Origin of the sequence: Novacetimonas hansenii, from assembly GCF_014843995.1 — a bacterium.
Lineage (GTDB): Bacteria > Pseudomonadota > Alphaproteobacteria > Acetobacterales > Acetobacteraceae > Novacetimonas > Novacetimonas hansenii.
Genome location: NZ_CP062147.1, coordinates 1741027 through 1765609, shown reverse-complemented (window position 1 = coordinate 1765609; position 24583 = coordinate 1741027). Strand labels below are relative to the sequence as shown.

Sequence of the window (24583 nt, the reverse complement as noted above, 5' to 3'; positions counted from 1 at the left end):
GCTTTTTGTTTTCCAATAAGTAATTTCAACCTGCTGTCGGCATGTCCACACCACCATGTGCGGTACCGTCTTCGTCACCAAGGGCATCCTCAAGCGATGTCGTAAACTGCCCCGGTTTCAAGGCACGCGGCTGTGTCACGGCAGGTGCCCAACCCGTCATGATCGCGACATGCAGCGGCATGGCCACATTTCCCTGTTCATCACGCGGCAACCCGGCCAATGCTGCGGGGAAAAGTGCGACAGGCGGGCTGGCACGATGCCGTTCAACCAATGCATTGGTTTCCCCTGCATCACGCAGATCACGCAGCAACATCATCGGCGAGCGATAAGCCAGTTCAATGACATCCGAATCGGCGACAGGCAATGCGAATCCAGCCCGCTGCAACAGGGCCGCACAATCGCGCAGTCCCGGGAACGGTGAAATCCGCACCGACGCCCCACCCAGCAGGTCATGTTCCGCCACAATCAGTGCCTGACGCAATTCCGCCAGTGTGGGCAGGATCGGCATACATGCCAGAAACAGTCCGTCAGGACGCAGGATATTGCGTATCTGCACCAGCGTGCCAGGCAGGTCATTAACCCAATGTAGCGACAGATTGGCGATGACGAGATCGAAGGTCCCCGCCCCGAAGGGAAGCCATTCCTCGTCCATACAGACGCATGGACCGGGTTCACGCGCACACAGGGCAGGGGAGAGATCCGTGGCCACGACCTCGATTCCACGCGCCCTCAACATGGGGGCACTTACCCCACGGCCCCCAATATCCAGCGCATGGGAAAACCGGTGCGTCGTATCATCAAGCCGGTCCAAAAGCCGATCTGCGGCCGCCTGTATGATGGGCTGTACCCGCTGCAACGAGTTGCGCGCACGATCCCGATGCAGGCGCACGGCATGACGGTCAAAAATTATCGGCGTCTCCATGACAGTGATGTGCGCCATCCGCTACCATCTGCCAAGGACACCATCACGTGAATGTGCCATGCTGATGTCGATATCTTTTCGCCTGTTTTCGCCATACCTGCACAAGGTCGCCGGTCAGGTTCTGGATCTGCTCCTGCCGCCGCACTGCCTGTCATGCGGGGAAGAGGTGGAGCAGGCCGGCCATGTCTGCGCGGCATGTTTTACACATCTGAACCTGATTTCCGCCCCGGCATGCCGCAAATGCGGCACTCCCTTTACATCCGAAGCCGCAGCCGGCGATGACCTGACCTGCCAGAACTGCCTTGATGCCCCGCCTCCATGGGACTCGGGAAGGGCGGCATTGGTATATGACGACTGGTCGCGCCGTCTTGTCCTTGGCCTCAAATATGGTGATCGAACGGAAAATGCGGCCTTTCTGGCACGCTACATGCATCTGTCCGCACGCGACCTGCTGATCCGCGACGCCATACTGGTCCCGGTGCCCCTGCACCGACGACGGTTATTTGCCCGTCGCTATAACCAATCCGCGCTGCTGGCGGGGGAACTCGCCCGGATGGGCGGCATGACGCACTGGCCCGATGCGCTGATGCGCACATGCCATACACGTCCACTCGGCCATCTTGCCCTGCCACAGCGCCGCGCGGTCCTGCATGGCGCAATTACGGTACGTTCCCACCGAATGGCGGCCCTGCGGGGAAGGCATGTCATCCTTGTCGATGACGTCATGACCACCGGCAGCACGCTTGCGGCATGCACCGTGGCATTGCGCGATCATGGGGCCGCACGTGTCGATGTCCTGTCCGCCACGCGTGTCTGCGTGACTGCGGATCGGCGACACCCGGCATCATATCCGTAACGGATACGGTTTCATTACCCACCAGCCACACGGACATGGCATTATGGGATGAAATTATCGTAGAGACGACATTGATCCAGCAGATGAAAGTTCCTCATGCCTAAAGTCGAGATCTATACCCAGCCCGGTTGCCCTTATTGCGTACGCGCCGTCAGGCTGCTGCAGTCAAAAGGGGTTACGTTCGAAGAAATTACCGCCCTGCACGGCACCGAAGCCCGCAGTACGGCGATCAGCCGTTCGGGCGGACATATGACGATGCCCCAGCTTTTCGTGGATGGAAAATTCATCGGGGGCTGTGATGACATGATGGCGCTGGAGCGTGGGGGCAAACTCGACGCGCTGCTTGGCGTAGGCTGAACGGACGGGCGTGGGACAGGGGGCAGCCACATGATTCTCTACCGCCTGCGATGCGAAGGGGAGCATGAATTCGAGGGGTGGTTCCCCAACAGCGCCAGCTTTGAACGCCAGGCGGAAAAAGGATTGCTGTCATGTCCGTACTGTGGAGGACATGACATCACCCGCGCCCTGATGGCGCCCGCAATCCGCCGTGGCTCCGGGGACGCTCCCGTCATGCCCGACACGCCTGACGCGCCCCCGGCGCAGCCCCCCGATACGGTCGCTTTACCCGATGCGGCGATGGCACTGTTGCAAAAAATGCGCGATGTCATCGAAGGACATTGCGTGAATGCTGGGGAACAGTTTGCGGCAGAAGCCCTGAAAATGCATCGTGGTGAAAAGGAAGCCACGGCAATATACGGCAGCGTCACCGAAGATGAACGCGAAATGCTGGATGACGAAGGGGTCGAGGTGCTGACCATCCCCTGGGTCAGGCCCGCCGATAGCTGAACTGAGACTACGCTCGCTTCGTATCCACCGCATGTTACGCAGCGCACGACCAAGGAGAGGGTATCCATGCGCCGAACGACAGGAATGACCGGACGGATCGGTCAGGGACCGGAAACGGGCCGGGTCCGACCTCATCGCACGCCGGGTATCCTCACGCGGGTGCTGCTGGCCCTTGTTGCCGGTGTGGGCATGGGTGGTGCCCGTTCGCCCGCACACGCCACACCGGCGGCGACACCCTCCATCATCGGGGAATGGGAAACCAAGGATCATGACGGCGTCTTTCGCGTCATGCAGTGCGGCACGGAAATCTGCGGCGACCTTGTCGGGTTGAGCTATACCAAGGACGTTCCCAAGGACCATAACGGACATTCGGAATGTGGCCTGCGGATGCTGACGGGCTTTACGCCCGATCAGGGGGAGGCCGGCCACTGGAATGGCCATATCCTTGATCCCGACAGTGGCCACGTCTATCACGCCAAGATCTGGATTGCGCCTTCGGGGGCGCTGAAACTCCGGGGGTTCGTGGGGGTTCCTCTGTTTGGGGAAACGGAAACATGGACCCCCTTCACCGGCAAGATCGGGCCGGAATGCCGCCTGCCATAGGCATGCAACCATTTTTGAAAATCTGAAATTGGGATAACTGAAATTCGATGAAGTCCAATCTTACCCGGCGCGCCGTTATTGCGGGGCTGGCGATGGCAGGGGTGCCGGTCGCATCGCGCCCGTCACTTGCAGAGCTGCCTCAGCGCTCACGGACCATCTGCTATATCGGTGGCTATACGCAGCACGGGCCACCGGGCGGCAGTGGCAACGGGGAGGGGATTTCAGTCTTCGAGATGAATCCCGACAATGGCAGCCTGTCGGCGTTGATGACATATGTCGATATCGCCAGCCCGTCCTTCATCGTCATTTCACAGGATTCGCGCTTTCTTTACGCCCTGAGTGAAATCGAGGATTTCAACGCCAATCACGAAGGATGCGTTACGGCATTTTCCGTCAATCGCAAAAGTGGCGAACTGACCAAGATCAACGTCATGCGTTCAGGAGGGGCCATTCCCGCCCATCTGAGCATCCATCATTCAGGCAAATATGTGATGGTTGCCAATTATATGGGCGGCAGTGTCGGCATCCTGCCCATTCGGCCCGACGGCAGCCTTGGCGACCCGACCGATGTGGTCAAGAACACCGGCCCGCGCATGCCCGATCGCGCCAGTGACAACCCGCCCGGGAATTTTGCCGTCAGCGACCATTCCGGCTCCCATGTCCATATGGTCGCATCCGACCCCAGCGGGCGCTTTGTCCTAGCCTGTGACGCAGGGCTGGACCGGGTCTATGTCTGGACGCTGGACCTGCACACGGGACGGTTGGTACCGGTCGCAAAGGCGCCGTTCATCAACATGACCCCCGGGTCCGCCCCACGCCACTTCGCCTTCAACGCGAAGGGAAACATGATCTATATCCTTGGCGAGCAGGATTCGAAGGTAGTGGCCGCCACCTTTAATGCCGAGACAGGCGAAATCGTCCCACAGCAGACCGTAAGCACCGTCACCCCGCATTTCCGCGGCAGCAGCCTTGCCGCGGGCATCCTTCTTTCACCTAGCGGGCGTTACCTGTACGTTTCCAACCGGCTTGGCGATTCATTGGCCAGTTTCCATGTCAATGACGATGGCACGCTCAACCTGGTCGATGAAATCTGGATGCATGCAGACTATGGCCGTTCGATGATGTTCGACCCCAGCGGATCGTTCCTGTTCTGCGCCAACCAGCGCAGCGATTCCGTCACATCATTTCGCGTCAATGGTGCAACGGGCGAATTGCAGTTCACATGGAACTTCACACCCGTTGGCAGCCCGACCACCTTTGCCTTTATGAACACGATCTGAGAATTTTTTTAAAACAGGCGACCGGCATTCCTGGATGCCGCTTTTTCGAATAAGCGGCATCTTCTGGAGCTTTCTGGAAACAGTTTCACCAAGAATTCAGTCCCGGCCCCGATCGTTTTCCCATCAGTCGCGCACGAGGCAGGCAATATAATTGACCCCGAGGTCACGGCTTTCACGCCATCCCCCCAGCGCGGGCACCATCCCGGCGATATCGGCGATTCGCAGCCCTGCCCGCACGGCCTGCTGCCCCAGTTCGGCAGGTGTTATGAATTTGCGCCATTCATGCGTGCCGACCGGTAACAGACGCAGCACATATTCGGCCCCAATCTTTGCCATTGCCAGCGAACGCAGCGTCCGGTTCATGGTGGACACGACAAGTACACCCCCCGGCCGCAACATGGTGGCAAGCATCCCCAGGAACGCGGCGGGATCTGTGACATGTTCGATCACTTCCAGCGCTGAAATCGCATCGAACTGCGCGCCTTCGGCACATAACTCTTCCGCGCTGCCACAGCGATAGGCAAGGGGCCCGCTGTCTGCGGGTAACGGATGGTGACGCAGGTGCTGGCGTCCCGCCGTAATGGCTGCGCTGGAGGCATCAAGCCCTGTAACGTCGAATCCCGCCCGTGCGAACGCCTCGCTTGCCAGGCCCGCGCCACAGCCGATATCCAGCAGCGTGCGCCGCGTCCCGCGATCATCGGCGGGGGCGGGAAGGCGGGCCAGTGACCACGATATCCGCAGGTCATTCATCGCATGCAGCGGACGCATCGGTCCCGCCGGGTCCCACCATCTTTCGGCCAGTTCACTGAAACGGGCGATTTCCGAAGGGGAGACCGAACCCGGCCCCTGGGCTGACGAATCGTGAAGCTGCATGGGTGCAACGCCTTTCATATGGCTGTCTCGCGCTGGACGCAGAGGCGGGGGGGATGTATGTGACGCGCCTTGTACATAACCGCAATGCCCCGGACCACCCACCTGTGATAATGGCCCGGACAGCACGAATCCTGACCCACAGCGGAGAGCTTGTTCCAATGTCCACTACCGTACCGCGGATCGTTATGAAATTCGGTGGCACATCCGTGGCCAATCTGGAGCGGATTCGCGCTGTTGCCGAAAAGGTCCGCAAACAGGTCGATGCCGGATGCGAGGTCGCGGTTGTCGTCTCTGCGATGTCGGGCGTTACCAACCGGCTTGTCGGTTACTGCCAGGACCTGTCCACCCTTCATGACCCGCGAGAATATGATTCCGTCGTTGCCACAGGCGAACAGGTAACAAGCGGCCTGCTGGCGATCGCGCTTCAGGCGCTGGGGATCAATGCGCGTTCATGGCTGGGGTGGCAGATCCCCGTGCGTACGGATGACGCCCATGGCAAGGCCCGTATCGAGGGTATCGACGGACAGGCCCTGATCGCCTCAATGCAGGCGGGACAGGTTCCGGTGATCGCAGGCTTTCAGGGCGTGACCGCCGACAACCGCATCACCACGCTGGGCCGGGGCGGGTCCGACACCTCTGCCGTGGCGCTGGCGGCGGCGCTGCACGCCGACCGGTGCGATATCTATACCGATGTGGACGGAATTTATACAACCGACCCCAGGATCGTTGCCAAAGCACGCAAGCTCGATAAAATCACCTATGAAGAGATGCTGGAACTGGCGTCCGTCGGGGCCAAGGTCCTGCAGACCCGCAGCGTCGAACTTGCAATGAAAAAACGGGTGCGCGTACAGGTCCTGTCCAGCTTTACGGACGGCCCCGCACCTTCGGAAGGGCATCTGCCCGGTTCAATAGTCGTGGATGAGGACGAAATCGTGGAAAAGGAACTGGTGGCAGGGATTGCCTATTCCCGTGACGAGGCAAAAATTTCCGTGCGCCGGGTTCCTGACCGGCCGGGAATCGCCGCCGCCGTGTTTGGTCCCCTGACTGCGGCGAATGTAAACGTGGACATGATCGTGCAAAGCACCGGCGACGACGGCATGACCAACATTACCTTTACCGTGGGCAAGACCGATTTCGCACAAGCCATCAAGGCGCTGGAAGACGCACGCGACGTCATCCATTACGGCGAACTTGCCACCGATGACGACGTGGTGAAAATCAGCGTGGTGGGCGTGGGCATGCGTTCACATACCGGCGTCGCCAACACGATGTTCCGCACCCTCTCTGAACGCAACATCAACGTTCAGGTCATCTCGACCAGTGAAATCAAGGTATCGGTCCTGATCGCCGCCGAATATACCGAACTTGCGGTCCGCGCCCTGCACGCCGCCTATGGACTTGATGCAGCCTGACATGAACCAGACCAGCCCTTCCTCCACCACTCCCACGGCCCCCCGCCGGGTTGCGGCGCGCGCACGCCTTGACCGGCTCTGGTCGGCGGGCACCAGTTTCCTTGGCAGCGAGGTCGCCCTCCTTGGCGGGGCAATGTCGTGGATCAGCGAACGCCACCTCGTCTCCGCAATTTCCAATGCGGGTGGCTTTGGCGTGCTGGCCTGCGGGGCCATGGAACCCGACCGTCTGGCAGAGGAAATCGCAGCCACACAGGCCCGCACCACCCGTCCGTTCGGCGTCAACCTGATTACCATGCACCCGCGTCTCAATGACCTTGTGCAGGTCTGCCTTGATGCGGGTGTCGGCCATGTCGTGCTGGCTGGGGGCATCCCGTCCGGTCCCGTGATCCGCGCGATCAAGGACGGCGGGGCAAAGGTCATCGCCTTCGCCCCCGCTTTCGTTCTGGCCAAGCGCCTGATGCGCATGGGGGTGGATGCGCTGGTGATCGAAGGCTCCGAAGCGGGCGGGCATATCGGTCCCGTATCGCTGACGGTACTCGCGCAGGAGGTCCTGCCCTTCGTCCATGACATTCCCGTCTTCGTGGCGGGTGGCCTGGGCCGGGGCGATGCGATTGTCTCCTATCTGGAGCAGGGGGCCGCAGGCGCGCAGCTTGGCACGCGCTTTGCCGCCTCCACCGACAGCATCGCGCATGAACGCTTCAAAAAGGCATTCATCCGCGCCAGCGCACGCGATGCTGTGACTTCGGTACAACTCGACGAACGCTTTCCCGTCATCCCCGTACGTGGCCTGCAGAACGAAGGAAGCCGCCGTTTCCTGAGCCATCAGGCAGAAACGCTGCGACGGTTCCAGTCGGGGGAACTGACGAAGGAACAGGCCCAACTGGATATTGAACATTTCTGGGCCGGTTCACTGCGTCGCGCCGTGATCGACGGGGATGTCGAAAACGGTTCGGTCATGGCGGGACAGTCCGTCGGCATGATCACCAGCGAACAGTCGGTGCGCGACATTATCGCCGAACTGGTGGAACAGGCGCTTGATGCCCTGATCCGGCAGGAAGACAGGATGCGCCGCGAATGAGCGAGGGCACACGCATGTTCCGCCAGAAAAATACGAACACCGGCGACGCCGCCATCCCACCCACAGGCGGGGACCTTCCCCATAGTGTTGGTCAGGAACTGCGCGCGCGCCGGGAACAGTTGGGCTGGAGCCTGCCGGACGTCGCATCATGGCTGCGTATCCGCCTGCCATATCTGGAGGCGCTTGAGGAAGGCCGTGCACAGGCGCTTCCCGGCAGTGCCTATGCCATCGGCTTCCTGCGCACCTATTCCAAGGCACTCGGCCTTGCGCCAGAACCGTTGATCCAGCGTTTCAAGATGGAAACACGCGGGTCGTTCGATCGCAAACCCGACCTTTCATTTCCTGTTCCGCTGCCGGAAAAAAGCCTGCCGCTTGGCGTGATCCTGCTGGGTGGGATCGTTATCCTGGTGGGTGCTTATATAGGGTGGTACCGCATGACCGGGGCGTCGGAACATCCCGTCGTCACCACGCATACCGACCTGCCGGGCATTTCCACACCAGGCACGGCATCGCCACAAATCGCATCCGTCCTGCCCGCACCGGGGGAACTGCCGCCCAACCCGCCACAGCCCCTGCCACAACAGGAACAGAACAGTATCACGGCGCTGGCCCCATCCGGACCGCCCGAAGACACCAGCCCTGCCAAAGCGCCTTCCGGCCCGGTGGAAAAGATGGGAGAGGACAAGAACGCCCTTGCCAACCCCCATCCTGACGCCGAACATCCCGCTGGTACGGATCCGGCAGGCCCCGCGGCGACAGCGGCGACGGACCAGATCACCCTGAACGCCTCCGCCCCGACATGGGTGCAGGTGCGCCAGCAGGGTGGTGGGGTCATCTATGACCATACACTGGGCAGCGGGGAGACATGGCAGGTGCCTGTGGACAAGCACGATCTTGTCCTGACCGTGGGCAATGCCGGTGGCCTTACACTCAGCGCGAATGGCGTGGTATCACCGCCGTTGGGACGGAACGGAGAGGTCCGGCGCAATATCATATTGAGTGCGCAGGCCATCAGCAGTGGCACCATCACACAGGCCCCCCCGACAACATCACGTGCGCCAATGCCGCCGCCCGCGGCGCGTCCGACGGGCACGATATCCGCCCCAATGCCACCTTTGCCGCCAGTCGGACCCTCGGATGGAGGGAATAATACGCTTCCCCCACTCCCACAAACCGACAAAGCGGAGTAATATGGTCGGCAACGACACGTTGTGAAGACAGCATGCGTATCCGTCACAGGATCTGAAAACAGGACTTCATCGCACCCCGTCATGCCATAGCATGACTGGGCGGCATGAACTCCCCGCCTCGTATGGAGGGCAGACAATGAGCAGCTATCGTCCTTATCAGCATATCGAACGCCGCAAATCGCGGCAGATCCACGTGGGCAAGGTTCCGGTGGGCGGGGATGCACCGATTTCGGTGCAGACCATGACCAACACCCTGACCACCGACGCGGAAGCCACGATCGCACAGATCCGCCGCGCGGAACTTGCCGGGGTGGATATCGTGCGCGTCTCATGCCCTGACGAAGAAAGCACGGCCGCACTGGCTGAAATCGTACGCGAAGTGAATGTCCCCATCGTCGCGGACATCCACTTCCACTACAAGCGCGCGATCGAGGCCGCCAAGGCTGGCGCGGCGTGCCTGCGCATCAATCCGGGCAATATCGGCAATGCCGCGCGCGTGCGCGACGTGGTCAATGCGGCTAAGGACTATAACTGCTCCATCCGCATCGGCGTGAACGCCGGGTCGCTGGAAAAGCACCTGCTGGAAAAATACGGGGAGCCAAACCCCGACGCGCTGGTCGAAAGCGCGTTGGAACATGCCAAGATCCTTGAAGATCATGACTTCCATGAATTCAAGATCAGTGTGAAGGCCTCGGACGTCTTCCTTGCCGTCGCAGCCTATCAGCAACTGGCCGATGTCTGTGACCATCCGCTGCATATCGGCATTACCGAGGCAGGCAGCAAACGCGCGGGCACCGTGAAGTCGTCCATCGGCCTGGGTAACCTGCTGTGGGCGGGCGTGGGTGATACGATGCGCGTTTCACTGTCGGCCGAGCCGGAAGAAGAGGTGCTGGTCGGATGGGATATCCTTAAATCCCTTGGCCTGCGTCATCGTGGCGTGAAAATCATTTCCTGCCCGTCATGCGCACGTCAGGGATTCAATGTGATCCAGACCGTCCAGACGCTTGAAGACCGGCTGGCGCATATCAAGACACCACTGACGCTGTCCATCATCGGCTGTGTGGTGAATGGCCCGGGCGAGGCACTGATGACCGACCTGGGTGTCACGGGCGGCGGCGCGGGACGACACATGGTCTATTCCGCCGGACGGCAGGACCATACGATGCCCGCCGGCGACATGGTCGAACATATCGTCGAGCTGGTGGAGGCAAGGGCCAAGGCCATGCAGGCCGAAGAAGACGCCCGCAAGGCAGCCGAAGACAAGACCCGCGCGTCGGAACTGACGCCCGCGGGCTGACACAGGCCGGGAGGGGAGGGAACGGCCCGCGGGCGTCAGTTCCGCGCCCCTTCCGGCTGGCCTGTCCCTTCGCATGTGGTGACGGAACGGGCATGATGTCGTTCAAGCAGGAATTTCGCAGTGAGCAGTTTACAGCCCGTCCGCGGCACCCATGACCTGATCGGGGAAACGCAGCGCCGTTTCGCCCATGTCATCGAAACGGCCCGTCGCATCACCGGACTTTACGGTTTTGACGAATGGGCGACCCCGATTTTCGAGGATACGCGCGTTTTCAAGCGCACATTGGGCGATACGTCCGACGTCGTTTCAAAGGAAATGTACACCTTTGAGGATCGGGGGGGTGAATCACTGACATTACGCCCCGAAGGAACGGCAAGCGTATGCCGGGCGCTGGTGACAAACGGGCTGACGCAATCCCTGCCACAGAAAGTTTTTTATGCGGGACCGATGTTCCGCTACGAACGGCCGCAAAAGGGACGTTACCGGCAGTTCCACCAGATTGGCGCGGAACTTCTCGGCCCGGCAGAACCGCTGGCCGATGCCGAAGTGATCGCGATGGGACGCGATATTTTGCAGGCCTTGGGCATTGCGCGCGATACCGTTCTGGAACTCAACACCCTTGGCGATATCGAAAGCCGGAATGCATGGCGCGCGGCCCTGATTACCTATTTTTCCGAACGGCGCGATGAACTTTCCAGCGAAAGCCTGAACCGGCTTGAACGCAACCCGCTACGCATCCTTGACAGCAAATCGCCACAGGACAAGGTCGTGGTGGAAGATGCCCCGCTGATTTCGGGATATCTCAACCCGCAGGCCCAGGCATTCTGGGATGACCTGCGCAAGACGCTGGATATCCTTGGGGTTCCATTCCGTGAAAACCCCCGCATCGTACGCGGGCTTGATTATTACAGCCATACGGCATTCGAATTCGTGACGGAACGGCTGGGTACGCAAGGTACCGTGCTTGCGGGTGGGCGATATGACGGGCTGGTCTCCGAAATGGGTGGACCACAGACACCCGCGATTGGGTGGGCAGGCGGGATCGAACGCCTTTCGATGCTGCTCGACGAAGCGCCTGCCGCCCCGCGTCCCGTCGTTGTCGTCCCGATGGGCGAAGGTGCCGCAGCAACCGGCATCACAGTGCTACAGGCATTACGGGGCGCGCATATCCGCGCGGAAACATCTTATCGTGGCAACCTCAAGCGACGCATGGAACGTGCAAACCGCCTGAACGCGACCCATGCCATCGTCATTGGCGAGGATGAGGTCGCACGGGGCGTTGTTCAGGTCCGCGACCTTGACAAGGGGCAGCAGGCCGAAGTTGCAATGGATCAGGTGACAGGCTTCCTGCATGGCCTGTCGCGGGGCGCATAAGGGTGGCGCGGTTTGACGAACGACTTGACCGGATCGTAGCGCGTGGCGAGGAATTGCAGGCGCTATTGGCAGAGGGGCTGTCCGGGGCGGCATTCAGTCAGGCCTCGCGGGAATTCGCCGAACTGGATCCCATTGTCGCCAAGGTCAATGCCCTGCGCGCCACCGAACAGGCGGTGCAGGACACCCAGGCCCTGCTTGATGATCCAGAAATGCGAAGTCTTGCGGAAAGTGAGCTTGCAGAACTGCGCAGGCGCATTCCCGAACTGGAACACGATATCCGCATTGCCATGCTGCCGCGTGACGAAGCGGATGATCGCAGCGCCATTCTGGAAATCCGCCCCGCAGCGGGTGGGGATGAAGCTGCCCTCTTTGCAGGGCAGATGTTCGGGGCGTATCAGCGATATGCGGATCAGCGTGGCTGGCGGTTCGAAATTCTTGAATACGATGAGTCCGAACTTGGCGGCCTGCGCGAAGGGATTGCCAGCATTACCGGCCGTGGTGTCTTTGCGCGCCTGAAATACGAATCAGGCGTGCATCGCGTCCAGCGCGTGCCCGCCACCGAAAGCCAGGGCCGCATCCATACATCCACAGTGACTGTCGCTGTCCTTCCCGAAGCTGAGGAAGTGGACGTGGAGATCAACGACAACGACCTGCGCATCGATGTCTACCGTGCCTCAGGCGCAGGGGGGCAGCATGTCAACAAGACGGAAAGTGCCGTGCGCATCACGCACATGCCCAGCGGTATTGTTGTGGCGATGCAGGAAGAGAAGAGTCAGCATAAAAATCGTGCAAAGGCGATGAAAATCCTGCGCGCACGCCTGTACGAACGCAATCGCGCCGCCGCCCATGAAACCCGGGCAGCAGACCGCCGCTCGCAGGTGGGGACAGGGGACAGGTCTGAACGCATCCGCACCTACAACTTCCCGCAAGGGCGCGTTACCGATCACCGCATTGGCCTGACGCTCTATAAGATCGATAAAGTCATGGGAGGGGAGTTTGATGAGTTCGTCGACGCCCTGACGCAGGAAGAACAGGCAGCACTTCTTGCGATGGACGAGGATTGAGAGGCGGCTTGTGCAACCCCGCCTGATAACAGGCCAAAACAAAAAAGCTGTTGGCGAGGCTTTTCCCAGGAGGCCTTGCAAGACGCCGTCTGAACTTTTTTCTGATATTTATCAAAGGATTATTTTCAGACAGGTGCTACGCACGACAATCACGAGGTGGGGGCAGTACACAGGGAACTGCGGCCGGGATAATGTTCCACCACCGTGGGATCATCCGGGTCATCAAGATAGAATTCCGTAAAATTCTTTGCCCCCAATGCAACAAGATGATGGCCGTTGGGGGCATGCAGAACGCCTTCGCCGCTGACTTCGTGTGTTTCGGCTTTGCCGGAGGGCAGGCGGATCGTTATTTCTCCGCACAGGGCATAGCTGTGATTGACGCGGCCGACTGGCGTTTCGACATTGACAGTGCGTTCAGGATGGCGCGGATCAAGCTGAAATGTTGCGACCAGACGTTCGTCGATATACAGGCGCGACACCTCGGAAATCTCGTCCGAGGCACAACCATCTGTAACATCGAACGTACCCGCCAGTACCGGCGATGCTGTGGCGACAAGGCCCAACATCGCCAGAGCAAGACCAAGACGAAGATGAACAACGGGTTTCATGATGACAGGGTATGATGGAAACACGCTCCAATGAAAGAGGATGATCCACCGCACACCCATGATTTACGCACGGTGCTGCAACAGGCCACCCAGCGCCTGTCAGCGGCAGGAGTGGAAACGCCACGACGTGAAGCACGGCTTTTGCTGGCGCATGCATTAGGGACCGACCTTGGTGGCCTGCTGCTGCGTGACTGGATCGAAAAAGGGGCGCTGGCACATTTTCATACGCTGCTGGAACGGCGGAGCCTGCATGAACCACTTTCCTACCTGACAGGCAGGGCCGGGTTCTGGTCCATGACGCTGGACGTTTCCCCGGCCACGTTAATCCCGCGCGCCGATACGGAAACATTGGTCGAGGCCCTTCTGGAACTGCGTCCCGATCGGACGGACATCAGCACAATCCTGGATCTTGGGACGGGAACGGGTTGCCTGTTGCTGGCAGCATTGCAGGAATATCCGCAGGCGTGGGGACTTGGGGTGGATCTTTCGCCCGATGCGGCACGTCTGGCCCTGAGCAATGCCCGGCATGTGGGCCTGTCGGATCGATGCAACATCATTTGCGGGAATTGGGCACAGGCCATTACAGGGCGCTTTGACGTGGTATTCAGCAACCCACCCTATATCCCGCATGCGGACCTGTCGGGCCTGATGCCTGATGTCCGCGATCATGAACCCCACCGCGCACTTGATGGGGGGGATGACGGGCTGGTCTGTTACCGTATCCTGATGCAGTCCTTGCCACGACTTTTAAAACCGCGCGGCCTTGGGATCGTGGAACTGGGGATCGGACAGGATCACAGCGTCCCAGCACTTGCCCGTGATGCAGGTATGGACGTCGTGGCGATACGTCCTGACCTGGGCGGTGTCGGGCGGGCGCTGATAGTGCGGCGGGCAGGGGAGCCGTGAAAAAATAATTTGGCGACCAATGATTTGCAGGTTATATTAACAGGGCATAACGGAACCGGAAACGTACGGCGTTTCACGGTTGCCTGGAAAGCGAACGATCCCGATTGTATATAATCAGGTGGCAGATCGTGGTCTGTCCTGTTGTCCCCGGACGTGGACCATGGGATCGGGGTTCGGCAATGATGTCGGGCATTCATTATTTATAACAGGCAGGGGCATAAAGACGTCCCTACGGTCAGATGCCCTGCGGGTGACCGTTAACATGAAAGTGCTGCGCAGCTTATGAACATAAAACGCATGCGAGGCCGTCACCATCGTTCTGGCGGCAGCAACGGCGGGGGGACGCGCCATAATAACGGACAGATTCCCCTGAACCGTAACCATGTCTTTGACAGTAACGGGCCTGATCTTCGCGTGCGGGGTACAGCACAGCAGCTTTTTGAAAAATATCTTCAGCTTGGTCGCGATGCCAGCGGCGCGGGCGACCGTGTGATGGCAGAAGCCTATTTCCAGCATGCGGAACATTATTTCCGTATTCTCAATGCCATGACGCAGGCCGCACAACAGAGCCAGCAGGAACGTCAGGAGCGTCAGGCCACCCGGCAGCAGCGCCAGCCCCACACACCGATACAGAATACGACAGAAGCCGATAGTGAGAGCGACGAGGAAGAAAATAACGAATCCGTCGCGGAAACGATCAAGCCAGAACCAAAGTCCGTCGAAAAAAGCCGCACCCGTACCCGCAGCAGCACTACGGCTTCGGCCACGAACACCGAAGAACTTGCTTCCACCAATTCCTGAATAATGCATTGCTTGCCCCATGTGACGGCAGTGCGCTCACATGGGGCAAGATATTATTGCGGTGCCTCGCCATCAGGATGGCCCGGGGTGACAAGTTTCCATACCTTGCGCCGCCGTCCTGATGTCGGGTCGTCATCAACGCTGACCAATCCCTGATTGCGCAGCGCCTGAAGCGCAAGACGCGCATGATATGTGCCCATTTCGGGAAACATATCACCTATTTCCTTGACCGACCGGGCTTTTCCATCAGACAGGATTTTCAGCACGATCTGTCGCTTGCTGTCATGGTTCGTCACACGCCAGGAACGATGTTGAAAAAACGTCATGGCACACTCATACCAGATACGGCAGGCCTGACCTAGTGCAGATCAGGCAGGTATGCTGCCCATGTCCGCAGGGATACCCGCCGCGCAGGCAACATACGGCACATCAAAAAAAGTCCCTGCGATTCTTTATCTCAGGAGCATCACAGGCTGTCGCCTTTTTATAAAAATATGATCCCCACCGTTTCTAGCCTGCCGCGCCATCACGTATGACGCGCACGATGGCCGAGGTCAGACGTGACAGTTCGTCGGGACGCATGACAAAGGCCGGTGTCAGGTAAATGATGGTGCGGAATGGGCGCACCCATACCCCCAACGCGATCAGGGCGGCTTTCAGCCGGTTCATATCCGCGATCGTCGCCAGTTCCACAACTCCCACACCGCCAAGGACACGCACATCGCGCACATTTGGCAGGCCGCGACACGCCTCCAATTCGTGCGTCATCTGTTCACTGATGCGCGCGACCTGTTGCAGGCGGGGTTCCGTCCTGAACAGGTCAAGTGACGCATTCGCGCAGGCACAGGCAAGGGGATTGGCCATGAATGTCGGACCATGCATCAGCGCATGTAACGGATTATCCGACAGGAAGGCTTCGAACACATGGGCACGCGTCACTGTTGCCGCCAGCGGCATGGTTCCTGCCGTCAGGGCCTTTGACAAGGTTATGATATCTGGCACGACATCGGCCTGTTCGCAGGCGAACATGGTACCGGTACGGCCAAATCCGGTAAAAATTTCGTCGAACACTAACAGGATATTGTACCTGTCCGCCAAAAGACGCAGCCGTCGCAGCACCTCCGGCCCATGGAACAGCATCCCGCCGGCTCCCTGCACGAGGGGTTCCACCAGAATCGCAGCAATCTCATCGCCCGATTCGGACAAGAGTGTCTCAAGTGCTGCGAACGTGGCATCGTCATGGGGCAGATCCACGATATAATGCTGTGGCAGGACACCGCTGAACAGCGCATGCATCCCCTCTTCGGGATCGCAGACTGCCATGGTGGCCAGTGTATCACCATGATACCCTCCCTTGAACGCCACCAGCCGATTGCGACGCGCAACGCCACGATTGATCCAGTACTGGATCGCAATCTTGATGGCGACCTCTACCGCGACGGAACCTGAATCGGTAAAAAATACCCGCTCCAGATCCCCTGGCAACATTTCCGCCAGCCGTGCCGCAAGCATCAGCGCAGGTTCATGCACCAGACCACCGAACATGACATGGGGCATACGTGACAGTTGCGCACTGACAGCCGCGCGGATGTGGGGATGGTTATACCCATGACAGGCCGTCCACCATGATGCGATGCCATCGGTCAGGATACGTCCATCCGCCAGATGAATATCACAGCCTGACGTGCTGACCGCAGGAAGGGGAGGCAGGACCGTCTTCATCTGTGTATAGGGCAGCCAGATGTGCGGCATGCCGTCATCCAGCCATTGGGGTCCACGCATGCGGGTTCTCCGTGATATTGGGACAGGCATGATTGGCCGATGCAGCAGCCATCGGCAGGAGAGGACGTTTCATGACGCGTTTTGATATTTTTTTCCAGACGGCGCTGAATACGTTGGAACAGGACGGCATACGCAGGACGCCGGCGACCATTACCCACCGCGACGCCGTGACGATCATGCGCGACGGACAGATGTTGCTGGACTTTTCCTCCAACGACTATCTTGGCCTTGCGCATCATCCACTCCTCATCGAGCGCGCCTGCGAGTGGGGGCATAGATGGGGCAGCGGCAGCGGTGCATCGCGCCTGGTCAGCGGCACAACCCCCGCCCATCGGCAGGTCGAAGCGCGGCTGGCGGATTTCAAGCAGACACAGGCGGCCCTGCTGTTCGCATCCGGCTGGCAGGCGAATGCATCCGTCCTACCGGCCTTATGCCGCCTTGCCACAGCCCGGATGGGCGAGGCACCGCTGGTTTTTACCGACCGCCTGAACCACGCCAGCCTGCATCATGGCTGCCAGGCCGCATGCATCCGCCAGATCCGTTTTCGTCATAACGACCTTGATCATCTCTCGACACTTCTGGAAACCCACCGTGACCGGCCGGGCATGCGCTTCATCGTCACCGAAAGCGTCTTCAGCATGGATGGGGACCGTGTTGACATACTGGCGTTGCGTGCGCTGGCCGACGCGTATGATGCTTTCTTATACCTGGACGAAGCCCACGCGACGGGCGTGCTTGGGCCACAGGGGCGGGGGCTGTCGGGCCTGACGCATGATGCTGCTTCACAAGAGGCGGGTTCACAAGCGGCCCATGCACATGGGGTCGATCTGGTGATGGGCACCTTCAGCAAGGCTATGGGCAGTTTCGGGGCCTATGTCGCGGGATCACGCGCACTGTGCGAATGGCTGTCCAACTGCTGCTCCGGCTTTGTCTATACCACCGCGCTGCCCCCTGCGAACCTTGGGGCGATTGACGCGGCGCTGGAACTCGTGCCGTTGATGGAGACACAGCGACGGCGCCTGCAGGAGAATGCCCGGACCGTCCGGCAGGCGATCCATGAATGCGGCCTGTCCACCGGTGCATCGAACACCCAGATCATTCCCATCGAAATCGGGGATACACCCCGTACCATGGATTTTGCCGCCATTCTGGCGCGTGAAGGGATTCTGGGCATTCCCATCCGCCCCCCCTCGGTCCCGCCGAACGGCAGCCGTATCCGACTTGCCCTGAGCGCCGCCCATGATGATGCGATGATTGCAACATTGATCGCAGCCATCAGGACCGCCGCACAGGAGACGCGACATGCCCGCGACTGACCTGCCTCTGGTCTTTGTGCATGGATGGGCCTTCGGACCGGAAATCTGGGACCAGATCCGGGCGGCACGCCCGAACCATACATGCCAGATGCTTGATTTCGGTTATTTTTCTTCCGTCGCGCAGACTGAAACGCCACAAAGGCCATTCATCGCGATCGGCCATTCGCTTGGGGCGTTATGGCTTCTCTCTACAATGCCGCAATATTGCCGCGGGATGGTACTGATCAACGGTTTTGCCCGTTTTACCGCGTCCGATGATTTTCCCTATGGTGTTCCGCCACGCCTGCTGACCCGAATGGCGCGAAAGCTTGCAACCGCCCCGGATGACACGGTACGTGATTTCCGGCAGAAAGCCGGAACCGATCTGCCATTGCCCGGGCCGTCGCATCCCCAACGCCTGCATGATGGACTGCACCAGCTACTGACGCTTGATGCACGGCAGGATATGCGCATGGCCCATTGTCCCGTATCCTGTATCGCTGGCACAGGTGATCCCATTGCACCGCCGCCCCTGACGCAGGGTTCCTTTGCGCCTGCAACCACCATTGAATGGCACGATGGCGGACACCTGCTGCCCCTGACGCATCCTGATGCCTGCCTGCAGGCCATCGACCACATGATGAAACGTATGACGCCGTGACCTCCTTGCATAAGCAGCTTATCGCCCGCAGCTTTGGCGCTGCCTCCGGTTATGACGCCGTGGCACGTATCCAGCGCATTGCCGCACGCCAACTGGCACAACGGATCGCGCAGACCTGCCCCACACCGGGACCACAACGTATCCTTGAAATAGGGTGCGGAACCGGGTTCCTGACACAACATCTGCGTCGGCTGTTTCCTGCGGCACAGATCGTGGCCACGGATATCGCACCAGGCATGTTGCATCAGACGCAGGCCAAGTTTCTTGATGATCCGGCTTTGTCCTGCCATGTCATGGATGCCGAACAGCCTGACCTGACGGGACCGTTCGATCTCATCTGTTCCAGCATGGCGATGCAGTGGTTCAGCGCACGACACGAGACCCTGCGACGGCTGGCCGCCCTGCTGTCGCCAGGAGGCGTGATGGCGTTCTCAACCCTGTGTCGCGACAGCTTTACACAATGGCGGGGATATTACGCCACACTGGGCCTGCCATGTCCGATGCCGGTTTATCCTGACCTTGCGATGCTTGAACAGGAATGGCCACGGACAGGAAAGGGATCATGGACTCATGAAACAATCATAGAGGTTCCACAGTCGGCGCTTAGCTTCTTACGTGAACTGCGTGCCATCGGGGCGGATGTTCCCACCACCGCACAAGTGCTGCCAGGTGGCCTGCGCCGTGTCCTGAAGCAGGCCGACAGGGATGCCACCTTCAGCGTAAATTACAATATTGCATATGGAACATTCCGGCGCACCCAGAATTGCGGCGTGTTTGTTACGGGCACAGATACAGGTGTGGGAAAGACACTCACCTGCGCCGTTCTGGCGCGGGCATGGGATGCATCCTACTGGAAACCGTTGCAAAGCGGCATTGCCGATGAACCCGCCGATACCCTGAGCGTGGCGACATTGGCGCAACTCTCATCCGCACGGCTGCATCAGCCCGCCGGAATTTACGCGGCCCCGCTTTCCCCTGAGGATGCCGCCGCCTGCGAAGGGAAGGTAATAGATCCTGACCGGATTATCCTGCCCCATAATCCCGACAGCCGCCCTATGATCGTGGAAGGGGCAGGGGGTGTCATGGTGCCGATCAGTACGGACTTCCTGATGCTTGACCTGATGGAGCGCCTTGGCCTGCCAGTAGTGCTTGTGGCACGCAGCAGCCTGGGTACGATCAATCACACCCTGCTCAGCCTTGCCATGCTGCATCAGCGCAATATTCCCGTACTTGGCATCATCCTGAACGGACCGGACAATCCCTATGCCCGCAGTGCCATCGAACGGCATGGCAAAGTCCGCATCCTTGCAGATTTCCCGCTGCTGGCAGATGTAAATGCCGAGGCCGTCGCGCAGCTTGCCCATCGCGTGCCACGATGGGAGACACTGCGCCCCGGTAAAACCGATCCTTAATAACGCCGGATCAGCCCCGCAATGCTGCCCTGTATGGCAACCTTGTCGGCTGGCATGATGCGCGTCTCGTAACGCGCATTTGCTGGTTCCAGGGCGATCGTGCTGCCCTTGCGACGCAGCCGCTTGAGCGTCACCTCCTGTCCCTCGATCAGGGCGACAACAATTTCCCCGTTTTCCGCCTGTCGGTCCTGCCGCACGATCACGGTATCACCGTCAAGTATTCCCGCTTCGATCATCGAATCGCCACAGACTTCCAACGCGTAATAGGTCCCCACCCCGATCAGGCCCGCCGGCACGTCGATCAGGCGCGATGCATCGCTGATCGCCTCAATCGCGTGGCCTGCGGCAATACGCCCCAGGAATGGCACCTGAACCGCGTTGGCCGTATCCGCAACCTGCACGGCCGGAAGGGCAGGGGTAAAGTCTCCCTTGATGACGGTGGGGGAAAACATGTCGACACCACGCGCGCTGGCCGGTTCGGCCGCCTCGATCTGCGGGATCTGGACCACCTCCAACGCGCGGGCGCGATGATGTTTGCGCCGCACGAACCCACGCTCTTCCAGTGCGGAAATCAGGCGGTGGATACCGGATTTCGACCTCAGGCCGAGTGCGTCTTTCATCTCGTCAAAAGACGGCGAAAAACCGGTCTGCTTCAGGTGCCTGTCGATATAAAGCAGGAGTTCATGTTGTTTACGCGTCAGCATGAAGGATATCTCCCGCCGGAAAGGAACAAAACCAGAAAACTTATTCTTCGTTCTATGTTAGTTCCTACTCTCAGGTCAACTCCCCCTATCCAGGAATATTCTGTCAGCAAATATCAAGACGGATGATCTGACAGGCCTCTCCCTTGCTGGCAGGCGGGGCCTTGGCATCACGTATCACCAGCGCCTGACTGTCACACAGCACCTGCAACATTGCGGAATCCTGCTGTTCGAATGGCACGGCACGCAGCCGCCCTTCCTGGTCATGGTGCAACCGGGCGCGCTGGTAACTTTCCCGATGGTCATTCGCCCCCACATCCGCACCAAGGACCGCCATCGCGATTTCCGGCCCGACCTCGTGCCGTCCCATCAGACGCCGCAACGCCGGGGCGACGAACAATGTTCCACATACAAAGGCGGCCACAGGATTACCCGGTAGCCCGATCACCGGCATCGCACCCAGACGGCCATGCATCAGCGGCTTGCCGGGACGCATGGCGATCTTCCAGAAATCCATCTCCACGCCGATACGCTTCAGGGCCTCCTGCACAAGGTCATAGCGCCCCACGCTGGCCCCGCCGACCGTGACAAGCATGTCCATGCCCTCCACCATGCGTGCCAGCGCGACAAGGTCTTCCATCCGGTCACGGGCGACCGGCATCATGACCGGCTCCCCCCCGGCGGCACGGATCAGGGCCTCCAGCATGAGTGTATTGGAATTGGCGATCATGCCCGGTCCCATCGGTTCACCCGGCAGGACCAGTTCATCCCCCGTCGCGACAATGGCCACCCGTGGGCGACGATGTACGCTGACCCATGGATGGTTGGCCGCAGCGGCAAGGCCGATGGTGCGGGCATCCAGACACCGGCCCGCAGGGATGATTTCGCGCCCCCGTCCAAAATCCTGCCCCCGCCTGCGCACATACAGCCCGACATCCGCAACCTGCGCCGTGGTCACGATATCATCATGCTGCGAGGCATTTTCCTGCAGCACGATCGCATCCGCCCCATTCGGCACGATACTGCCGGTATAGATCCGAACGCATTCCCCCGCCCCCACGGTACCGCCAAAGGGATGTCCCGCCGGGCTTTCGCCAATCAGGCGCAACCGGACACCCGCCGCCGACAGGTCGGCCGCACGCACCGCATACCCATCCATGGCGGAGATATCGGCAGGGGGATTATCAAGACGCGCCAATAGGGGCAGCGCAGTCACGCGGCCACCACCGCAGGAGAGGGAAACAACCTCCGGCGCGGTGGCCTGAAGCCCCTGCAGGATACGTTCACGGGCCTCTGAAACGCTCAACATGGCAGGCCAAACTCCTTTTTTTGCCGGTTAAGAGGATTTTGAAGGCGAATATCAAGACTAAAAGCTTGACCTGAGCCTTTTGTATGCGCATTTTCCGCCAAACTTGAACCACTGCTGCACCCGAGTGTTCCAGCAGCGGCGGAGCAGTGCTGAGGATATCATGGCAAAGACCAACACCATTCAGATCAAGCTCGTTTCCACGGCGGATACTGGCTACTTCTACGTCACGAAAAAGAACGCACGCGCCCAGACCGGCAAGATGGAAATGCGCAAGTATGACCCCGTCGCCCGCAAGCACGTCGCGTTCCGTGAAGCGAAAATCAAGTAATCCTGCAACTTGATGCGATATGAAAAACCCCGATCCATTCAGTTGGACCGGGGTTTTTTCATATCCACGCCCATAAGACGCGAAACGCAGGATCAGTAAAGCCGGTCATGCGGCCCATAGGGGACGACGATTTCATCCTGCCGGGCAAGGTTCTGCATGGATCGCGCCCGTTCATCCATCAGGTCACGATCAAGGGTATTTTCCTTGAGCCCACGAACCCGGCGTAGCCAGACCTGCTGCTCGGCATAGGCATCTTTCTGCGCGCTATTGGCCTCGTCAAGCAGGCGAAGCTGTGCGGCATAACTATGCAGGCCATGTTCGCCGCCCATCACGTTCCACCCAAAATAGGCGGTCAGCCCGATAAAAAGGGCAGGGGGCAGGGCGCTTCCCACGACCCGTCTGATAATCTTGCCAATCTGCATCTGCTGTCCGGTATCCGTCCTTTTACCCCTGTCCGGTGGCATCCGTGAAACCGGATACCACCAACACGCACGCGACTTCAGCCCGCCTTGAGAATCGTGCGGCCCGCATATCGCGCAGCCGTCGCCAATTCATTTTCGATTCGGATCAACTGGTTATATTTCGCCGTCCGGTCAGAGCGGGAGAGGGAGCCCGTCTTGATCTGCCCACAATTCGTCGCCACTGCGAGATCGGCTATGGTGGAATCCTCCGTCTCACCCGAACGATGGCTCATAACGGCGGTATAGCCTGCATGCTGCGCCATCTGCACCGCCTCCAGCGTTTCGCTCAGCGTGCCGATCTGGTTGACCTTGACCAGCAGGGAATTGGCGACACCGGCCTTGATACCACGGCGCAGGCGATCCGGATTCGTGACGAACAGGTCATCCCCCACCAATTGCAGCTTCCCGCCCAGATTTGCCGTCAGTTCGGCCCAACCTTCCCAGTCATCCTCAGCCAGCCCGTCTTCGATCGACACGATGGGATAGCGCGCGGCAAGGTCCGCAAGATACGCAATCATCCCGCCCGCATCCAGCGACTTACCTTCGCCCTTCAGCTCATAACGCCCGTCATGATAGAATTCCGTCGCCGCGCAATCGAGCGCGAACGTCACGTCATCACCGGGACGATAGCCAGCCGCCTCCACCGCACGACTGATGAAGCCGAGCGCCTCGTCCGCGGATTTCAGGGCGGGGGCGAACCCACCCTCATCACCCACATTGGTGTTGTAACCTGCACCAGACAGGCTCTTTTTAAGCTGAGCGAAAATTTCCGATCCCATGCGGATCGCGTCGGTTACAGTGGGGGCCCCCACCGGCTGGATCATGAATTCCTGGATATCGATGGGATTGTCCGCATGCTGCCCGCCATTGATGATGTTCATCATCGGCACCGGCAATGTGCGCGCATAAACCCCACCGACATAGCGGTAAAACGGGACCTGCAATTCTTCGGCTGTGGCCTTTGCCACGGCAAGGGAAACACCAAGGATGGCATTCGCGCCCAGCCGGGATTTGTTTGGCGTGCCGTCGAGGTCGATCATCGCTTCGTCAATAGCGACCTGATCGCTGGATTCCGCCCCCTGCAGGGCGCTGAGGATATCGTTTTCGACGTTGCCGACAGCCTTCAGCACGCCCTTGCCGCCATAGCGCGACTTATCGCCATCACGCAGTTCCACGGCCTCATGCGCGCCTGTGGACGCACCAGAGGGAACGGCCGCACGCCCCTTGGCGCCGGATGCAAGTTCCACATCCACTTCCACGGTCGGATTACCGCGACTGTCGAGAATTTCGCGGGCAATGATGTCGATGATGGCGCTCATGATATCCGTTTCCTCTTTTTCCAGAGTTTATTGAGGTATCGAAAACCGGATGCGCTTCCGATACCCGGTACGCGCGACGATACCAGAAACATATGACGTGTCACGTGCCTGAGTGCGATAAGAAGCTGTTTGATACTGCCTGTATGAAGACCATGGTCCAGATCACCATGAACATTCCTGATGAAGTGTGTGCAAAATGCGCCCC

At 59.8% G+C, this 24583-nt stretch carries 26 protein-coding genes; 17 read left to right on the top strand and 9 right to left on the bottom strand.

What is annotated here, in order from left to right:
• Positions 1 to 25: 25 nt before the first annotated feature.
• Positions 26 to 940: a methyltransferase domain-containing protein gene (locus IFJ82_RS07835; protein WP_192266224.1), complete on the bottom strand. Its 915-nt coding sequence runs from the start codon at positions 938 to 940 to the stop codon at positions 26 to 28.
• 46 nt (positions 941 to 986) lie between these two features.
• Between IFJ82_RS07835 and IFJ82_RS07830 the strand changes: the two genes are divergently transcribed.
• The 5 genes from IFJ82_RS07830 to IFJ82_RS07810 all read left to right on the top strand — a co-directional run bounded on the left by IFJ82_RS07830 (position 987) and on the right by IFJ82_RS07810 (position 4507).
• A complete protein-coding gene (locus tag IFJ82_RS07830) occupies positions 987 to 1778 on the top strand; it encodes a ComF family protein (RefSeq protein ID WP_048858885.1) in 792 nt (263 codons plus the stop codon).
• A 96-nt stretch (positions 1779 to 1874) separates the two neighbouring features.
• Positions 1875 to 2135: a glutaredoxin 3 gene (grxC, locus tag IFJ82_RS07825; protein WP_003620082.1), complete on the top strand. Its 261-nt coding sequence runs from the start codon at positions 1875 to 1877 to the stop codon at positions 2133 to 2135.
• Positions 2136 to 2165: 30 nt separating this feature from the next.
• Positions 2166 to 2624 (top strand): DUF1178 family protein, encoded by a 459-nt coding sequence (locus tag IFJ82_RS07820; protein ID WP_003620083.1) that lies wholly within the window; start codon positions 2166 to 2168, stop codon positions 2622 to 2624.
• A gap of 66 nt (positions 2625 to 2690) precedes the next feature.
• Positions 2691 to 3227, top strand: coding sequence for a DUF2147 domain-containing protein (locus tag IFJ82_RS07815; RefSeq protein WP_371861392.1), 537 nt, complete (start codon positions 2691 to 2693; stop codon positions 3225 to 3227).
• A gap of 47 nt (positions 3228 to 3274) precedes the next feature.
• Positions 3275 to 4507, top strand: coding sequence for a lactonase family protein (locus IFJ82_RS07810; RefSeq protein WP_062808878.1), 1233 nt, complete (start codon positions 3275 to 3277; stop codon positions 4505 to 4507).
• A gap of 123 nt (positions 4508 to 4630) precedes the next feature.
• Here IFJ82_RS07810 and ubiG read toward each other — a convergent pair whose 3' ends face one another.
• Complete coding sequence (ubiG, locus tag IFJ82_RS07805) at positions 4631 to 5380, bottom strand: bifunctional 2-polyprenyl-6-hydroxyphenol methylase/3-demethylubiquinol 3-O-methyltransferase UbiG (protein WP_192266222.1); 750 nt, start codon at positions 5378 to 5380, stop codon at positions 4631 to 4633.
• 158 nt (positions 5381 to 5538) lie between these two features.
• On the opposite strand from ubiG, the gene IFJ82_RS07800 reads away from it, so the two are divergent.
• From IFJ82_RS07800 to prfA, 6 genes are all read left to right on the top strand, one after another.
• Positions 5539 to 6792 carry an aspartate kinase gene (locus tag IFJ82_RS07800; protein ID WP_040511963.1) on the top strand — a complete coding sequence of 418 codons (1254 nt, stop codon included), beginning with the start codon at positions 5539 to 5541 and terminating at the stop codon, positions 6790 to 6792.
• 1 nt (position 6793) lies between these two features.
• Complete coding sequence (locus tag IFJ82_RS07795) at positions 6794 to 7870, top strand: NAD(P)H-dependent flavin oxidoreductase (protein ID WP_192266207.1); 1077 nt, start codon at positions 6794 to 6796, stop codon at positions 7868 to 7870.
• A complete protein-coding gene (locus IFJ82_RS07790; RefSeq protein WP_192266199.1) occupies positions 7867 to 9060 on the top strand; it encodes a helix-turn-helix domain-containing protein in 1194 nt (397 codons plus the stop codon). The genes IFJ82_RS07795 and IFJ82_RS07790 overlap by 4 nt, the downstream gene beginning before the upstream one ends.
• Before the next feature lie 136 nt (positions 9061 to 9196).
• On the top strand, positions 9197 to 10357 hold the full coding sequence (ispG, locus tag IFJ82_RS07785) for a flavodoxin-dependent (E)-4-hydroxy-3-methylbut-2-enyl-diphosphate synthase (protein WP_062808881.1): 1161 nt from the start codon (positions 9197 to 9199) through the stop codon (positions 10355 to 10357).
• Between the two features lie 120 nt (positions 10358 to 10477).
• On the top strand, positions 10478 to 11731 hold the full coding sequence (gene hisS / locus IFJ82_RS07780; protein ID WP_192266197.1) for a histidine--tRNA ligase: 1254 nt from the start codon (positions 10478 to 10480) through the stop codon (positions 11729 to 11731).
• Positions 11732 to 11733: 2 nt separating this feature from the next.
• Positions 11734 to 12795, top strand: a complete 1062-nt coding sequence (gene prfA / locus IFJ82_RS07775; RefSeq protein ID WP_062808883.1) for a peptide chain release factor 1 — start codon at positions 11734 to 11736, stop codon at positions 12793 to 12795.
• Between the two features lie 149 nt (positions 12796 to 12944).
• Here the strand turns inward: prfA and IFJ82_RS07770 are convergent, their stop codons facing one another.
• Positions 12945 to 13403, bottom strand: a complete 459-nt coding sequence (locus tag IFJ82_RS07770; RefSeq protein WP_192266195.1) for a hypothetical protein — start codon at positions 13401 to 13403, stop codon at positions 12945 to 12947.
• Positions 13404 to 13433: 30 nt separating this feature from the next.
• On the opposite strand from IFJ82_RS07770, the gene prmC reads away from it, so the two are divergent.
• Entirely contained in the window at positions 13434 to 14309 is an 876-nt protein-coding gene (prmC, locus tag IFJ82_RS07765; RefSeq protein WP_192266193.1) for a peptide chain release factor N(5)-glutamine methyltransferase, read from the top strand.
• A gap of 282 nt (positions 14310 to 14591) precedes the next feature.
• Positions 14592 to 15110, top strand: a complete 519-nt coding sequence (locus tag IFJ82_RS07760; RefSeq protein WP_192266191.1) for a DUF4167 domain-containing protein — start codon at positions 14592 to 14594, stop codon at positions 15108 to 15110.
• Between the two features lie 53 nt (positions 15111 to 15163).
• Here the strand turns inward: IFJ82_RS07760 and IFJ82_RS07755 are convergent, their stop codons facing one another.
• Both IFJ82_RS07755 and IFJ82_RS07750 read right to left on the bottom strand, forming a co-directional pair.
• A complete protein-coding gene (locus tag IFJ82_RS07755) occupies positions 15164 to 15436 on the bottom strand; it encodes a helix-turn-helix domain-containing protein (RefSeq protein ID WP_003620110.1) in 273 nt (90 codons plus the stop codon).
• A gap of 184 nt (positions 15437 to 15620) precedes the next feature.
• A complete protein-coding gene (locus tag IFJ82_RS07750; protein ID WP_075631724.1) occupies positions 15621 to 16892 on the bottom strand; it encodes an adenosylmethionine--8-amino-7-oxononanoate transaminase in 1272 nt (423 codons plus the stop codon).
• Between the two features lie 71 nt (positions 16893 to 16963).
• Between IFJ82_RS07750 and IFJ82_RS07745 the strand changes: the two genes are divergently transcribed.
• The 3 genes from IFJ82_RS07745 to bioD are packed head-to-tail and all read left to right on the top strand — an operon-like array spanning position 16964 to position 20260.
• Complete coding sequence (locus tag IFJ82_RS07745; protein ID WP_192266189.1) at positions 16964 to 18208, top strand: aminotransferase class I/II-fold pyridoxal phosphate-dependent enzyme; 1245 nt, start codon at positions 16964 to 16966, stop codon at positions 18206 to 18208.
• Positions 18195 to 18848, top strand: a complete 654-nt coding sequence (locus IFJ82_RS07740) for an alpha/beta fold hydrolase (protein WP_192266187.1) — start codon at positions 18195 to 18197, stop codon at positions 18846 to 18848. The genes IFJ82_RS07745 and IFJ82_RS07740 overlap by 14 nt, the downstream gene beginning before the upstream one ends.
• Positions 18845 to 20260, top strand: coding sequence for a dethiobiotin synthase (bioD, locus tag IFJ82_RS07735; RefSeq protein ID WP_192266186.1), 1416 nt, complete (start codon positions 18845 to 18847; stop codon positions 20258 to 20260). Before IFJ82_RS07740 ends, bioD begins: the two co-directional genes overlap by 4 nt.
• Here bioD and lexA read toward each other — a convergent pair.
• The gene (gene lexA, locus IFJ82_RS07730) at positions 20257 to 20964 is read right to left on the bottom strand and encodes a transcriptional repressor LexA (protein WP_192266184.1); all 708 of its coding nucleotides are present in this window, start codon (positions 20962 to 20964) and stop codon (positions 20257 to 20259) included. The genes bioD and lexA overlap by 4 nt on opposite strands.
• A gap of 103 nt (positions 20965 to 21067) precedes the next feature.
• The gene (locus IFJ82_RS07725; protein WP_192266182.1) at positions 21068 to 22270 is read right to left on the bottom strand and encodes a molybdopterin molybdotransferase MoeA; all 1203 of its coding nucleotides are present in this window, start codon (positions 22268 to 22270) and stop codon (positions 21068 to 21070) included.
• A gap of 160 nt (positions 22271 to 22430) precedes the next feature.
• Between IFJ82_RS07725 and rpmG the strand changes: the two genes are divergently transcribed.
• Positions 22431 to 22598, top strand: a complete 168-nt coding sequence (gene rpmG, locus IFJ82_RS07720) for a 50S ribosomal protein L33 (RefSeq protein ID WP_003620129.1) — start codon at positions 22431 to 22433, stop codon at positions 22596 to 22598.
• Positions 22599 to 22690: 92 nt separating this feature from the next.
• Here the strand turns inward: rpmG and IFJ82_RS07715 are convergent, their stop codons facing one another.
• Both IFJ82_RS07715 and eno read right to left on the bottom strand, forming a co-directional pair.
• Positions 22691 to 23020 carry an FtsB family cell division protein gene (locus IFJ82_RS07715; protein ID WP_003620130.1) on the bottom strand — a complete coding sequence of 110 codons (330 nt, stop codon included), beginning with the start codon at positions 23018 to 23020 and terminating at the stop codon, positions 22691 to 22693.
• A gap of 77 nt (positions 23021 to 23097) precedes the next feature.
• A complete protein-coding gene (eno, locus tag IFJ82_RS07710) occupies positions 23098 to 24378 on the bottom strand; it encodes a phosphopyruvate hydratase (protein WP_003620132.1) in 1281 nt (426 codons plus the stop codon).
• Positions 24379 to 24583 lie beyond the last annotated feature (205 nt).

Coding starts and splice junctions, on each gene's coding strand:
- IFJ82_RS07835 (WP_192266224.1), bottom strand. CDS start 940: ATGGCGCACATCACTGTCATGGAGACGCCGATAATTTTTGACCGTCAT.
- IFJ82_RS07830 (WP_048858885.1), top strand. CDS start 987: ATGTCGATATCTTTTCGCCTGTTTTCGCCATACCTGCACAAGGTCGCC.
- grxC (WP_003620082.1), top strand. CDS start 1,875: ATGCCTAAAGTCGAGATCTATACCCAGCCCGGTTGCCCTTATTGCGTA.
- IFJ82_RS07820 (WP_003620083.1), top strand. CDS start 2,166: ATGATTCTCTACCGCCTGCGATGCGAAGGGGAGCATGAATTCGAGGGG.
- IFJ82_RS07815 (WP_371861392.1), top strand. CDS start 2,691: ATGCGCCGAACGACAGGAATGACCGGACGGATCGGTCAGGGACCGGAA.
- IFJ82_RS07810 (WP_062808878.1), top strand. CDS start 3,275: ATGAAGTCCAATCTTACCCGGCGCGCCGTTATTGCGGGGCTGGCGATG.
- ubiG (WP_192266222.1), bottom strand. CDS start 5,380: ATGCAGCTTCACGATTCGTCAGCCCAGGGGCCGGGTTCGGTCTCCCCT.
- IFJ82_RS07800 (WP_040511963.1), top strand. CDS start 5,539: ATGTCCACTACCGTACCGCGGATCGTTATGAAATTCGGTGGCACATCC.
- IFJ82_RS07795 (WP_192266207.1), top strand. CDS start 6,794: ATGAACCAGACCAGCCCTTCCTCCACCACTCCCACGGCCCCCCGCCGG.
- IFJ82_RS07790 (WP_192266199.1), top strand. CDS start 7,867: ATGAGCGAGGGCACACGCATGTTCCGCCAGAAAAATACGAACACCGGC.
- ispG (WP_062808881.1), top strand. CDS start 9,197: ATGAGCAGCTATCGTCCTTATCAGCATATCGAACGCCGCAAATCGCGG.
- IFJ82_RS07770 (WP_192266195.1), bottom strand. CDS start 13,403: ATGAAACCCGTTGTTCATCTTCGTCTTGGTCTTGCTCTGGCGATGTTG.
- prmC (WP_192266193.1), top strand. CDS start 13,434: ATGAAAGAGGATGATCCACCGCACACCCATGATTTACGCACGGTGCTG.
- IFJ82_RS07760 (WP_192266191.1), top strand. CDS start 14,592: ATGAACATAAAACGCATGCGAGGCCGTCACCATCGTTCTGGCGGCAGC.
- IFJ82_RS07755 (WP_003620110.1), bottom strand. CDS start 15,436: ATGACGTTTTTTCAACATCGTTCCTGGCGTGTGACGAACCATGACAGC.
- IFJ82_RS07750 (WP_075631724.1), bottom strand. CDS start 16,892: ATGCGTGGACCCCAATGGCTGGATGACGGCATGCCGCACATCTGGCTG.
- IFJ82_RS07745 (WP_192266189.1), top strand. CDS start 16,964: ATGACGCGTTTTGATATTTTTTTCCAGACGGCGCTGAATACGTTGGAA.
- IFJ82_RS07740 (WP_192266187.1), top strand. CDS start 18,195: ATGCCCGCGACTGACCTGCCTCTGGTCTTTGTGCATGGATGGGCCTTC.
- lexA (WP_192266184.1), bottom strand. CDS start 20,964: ATGCTGACGCGTAAACAACATGAACTCCTGCTTTATATCGACAGGCAC.
- IFJ82_RS07725 (WP_192266182.1), bottom strand. CDS start 22,270: ATGTTGAGCGTTTCAGAGGCCCGTGAACGTATCCTGCAGGGGCTTCAG.
- rpmG (WP_003620129.1), top strand. CDS start 22,431: ATGGCAAAGACCAACACCATTCAGATCAAGCTCGTTTCCACGGCGGAT.
- IFJ82_RS07715 (WP_003620130.1), bottom strand. CDS start 23,020: ATGCAGATTGGCAAGATTATCAGACGGGTCGTGGGAAGCGCCCTGCCC.
- eno (WP_003620132.1), bottom strand. CDS start 24,378: ATGAGCGCCATCATCGACATCATTGCCCGCGAAATTCTCGACAGTCGC.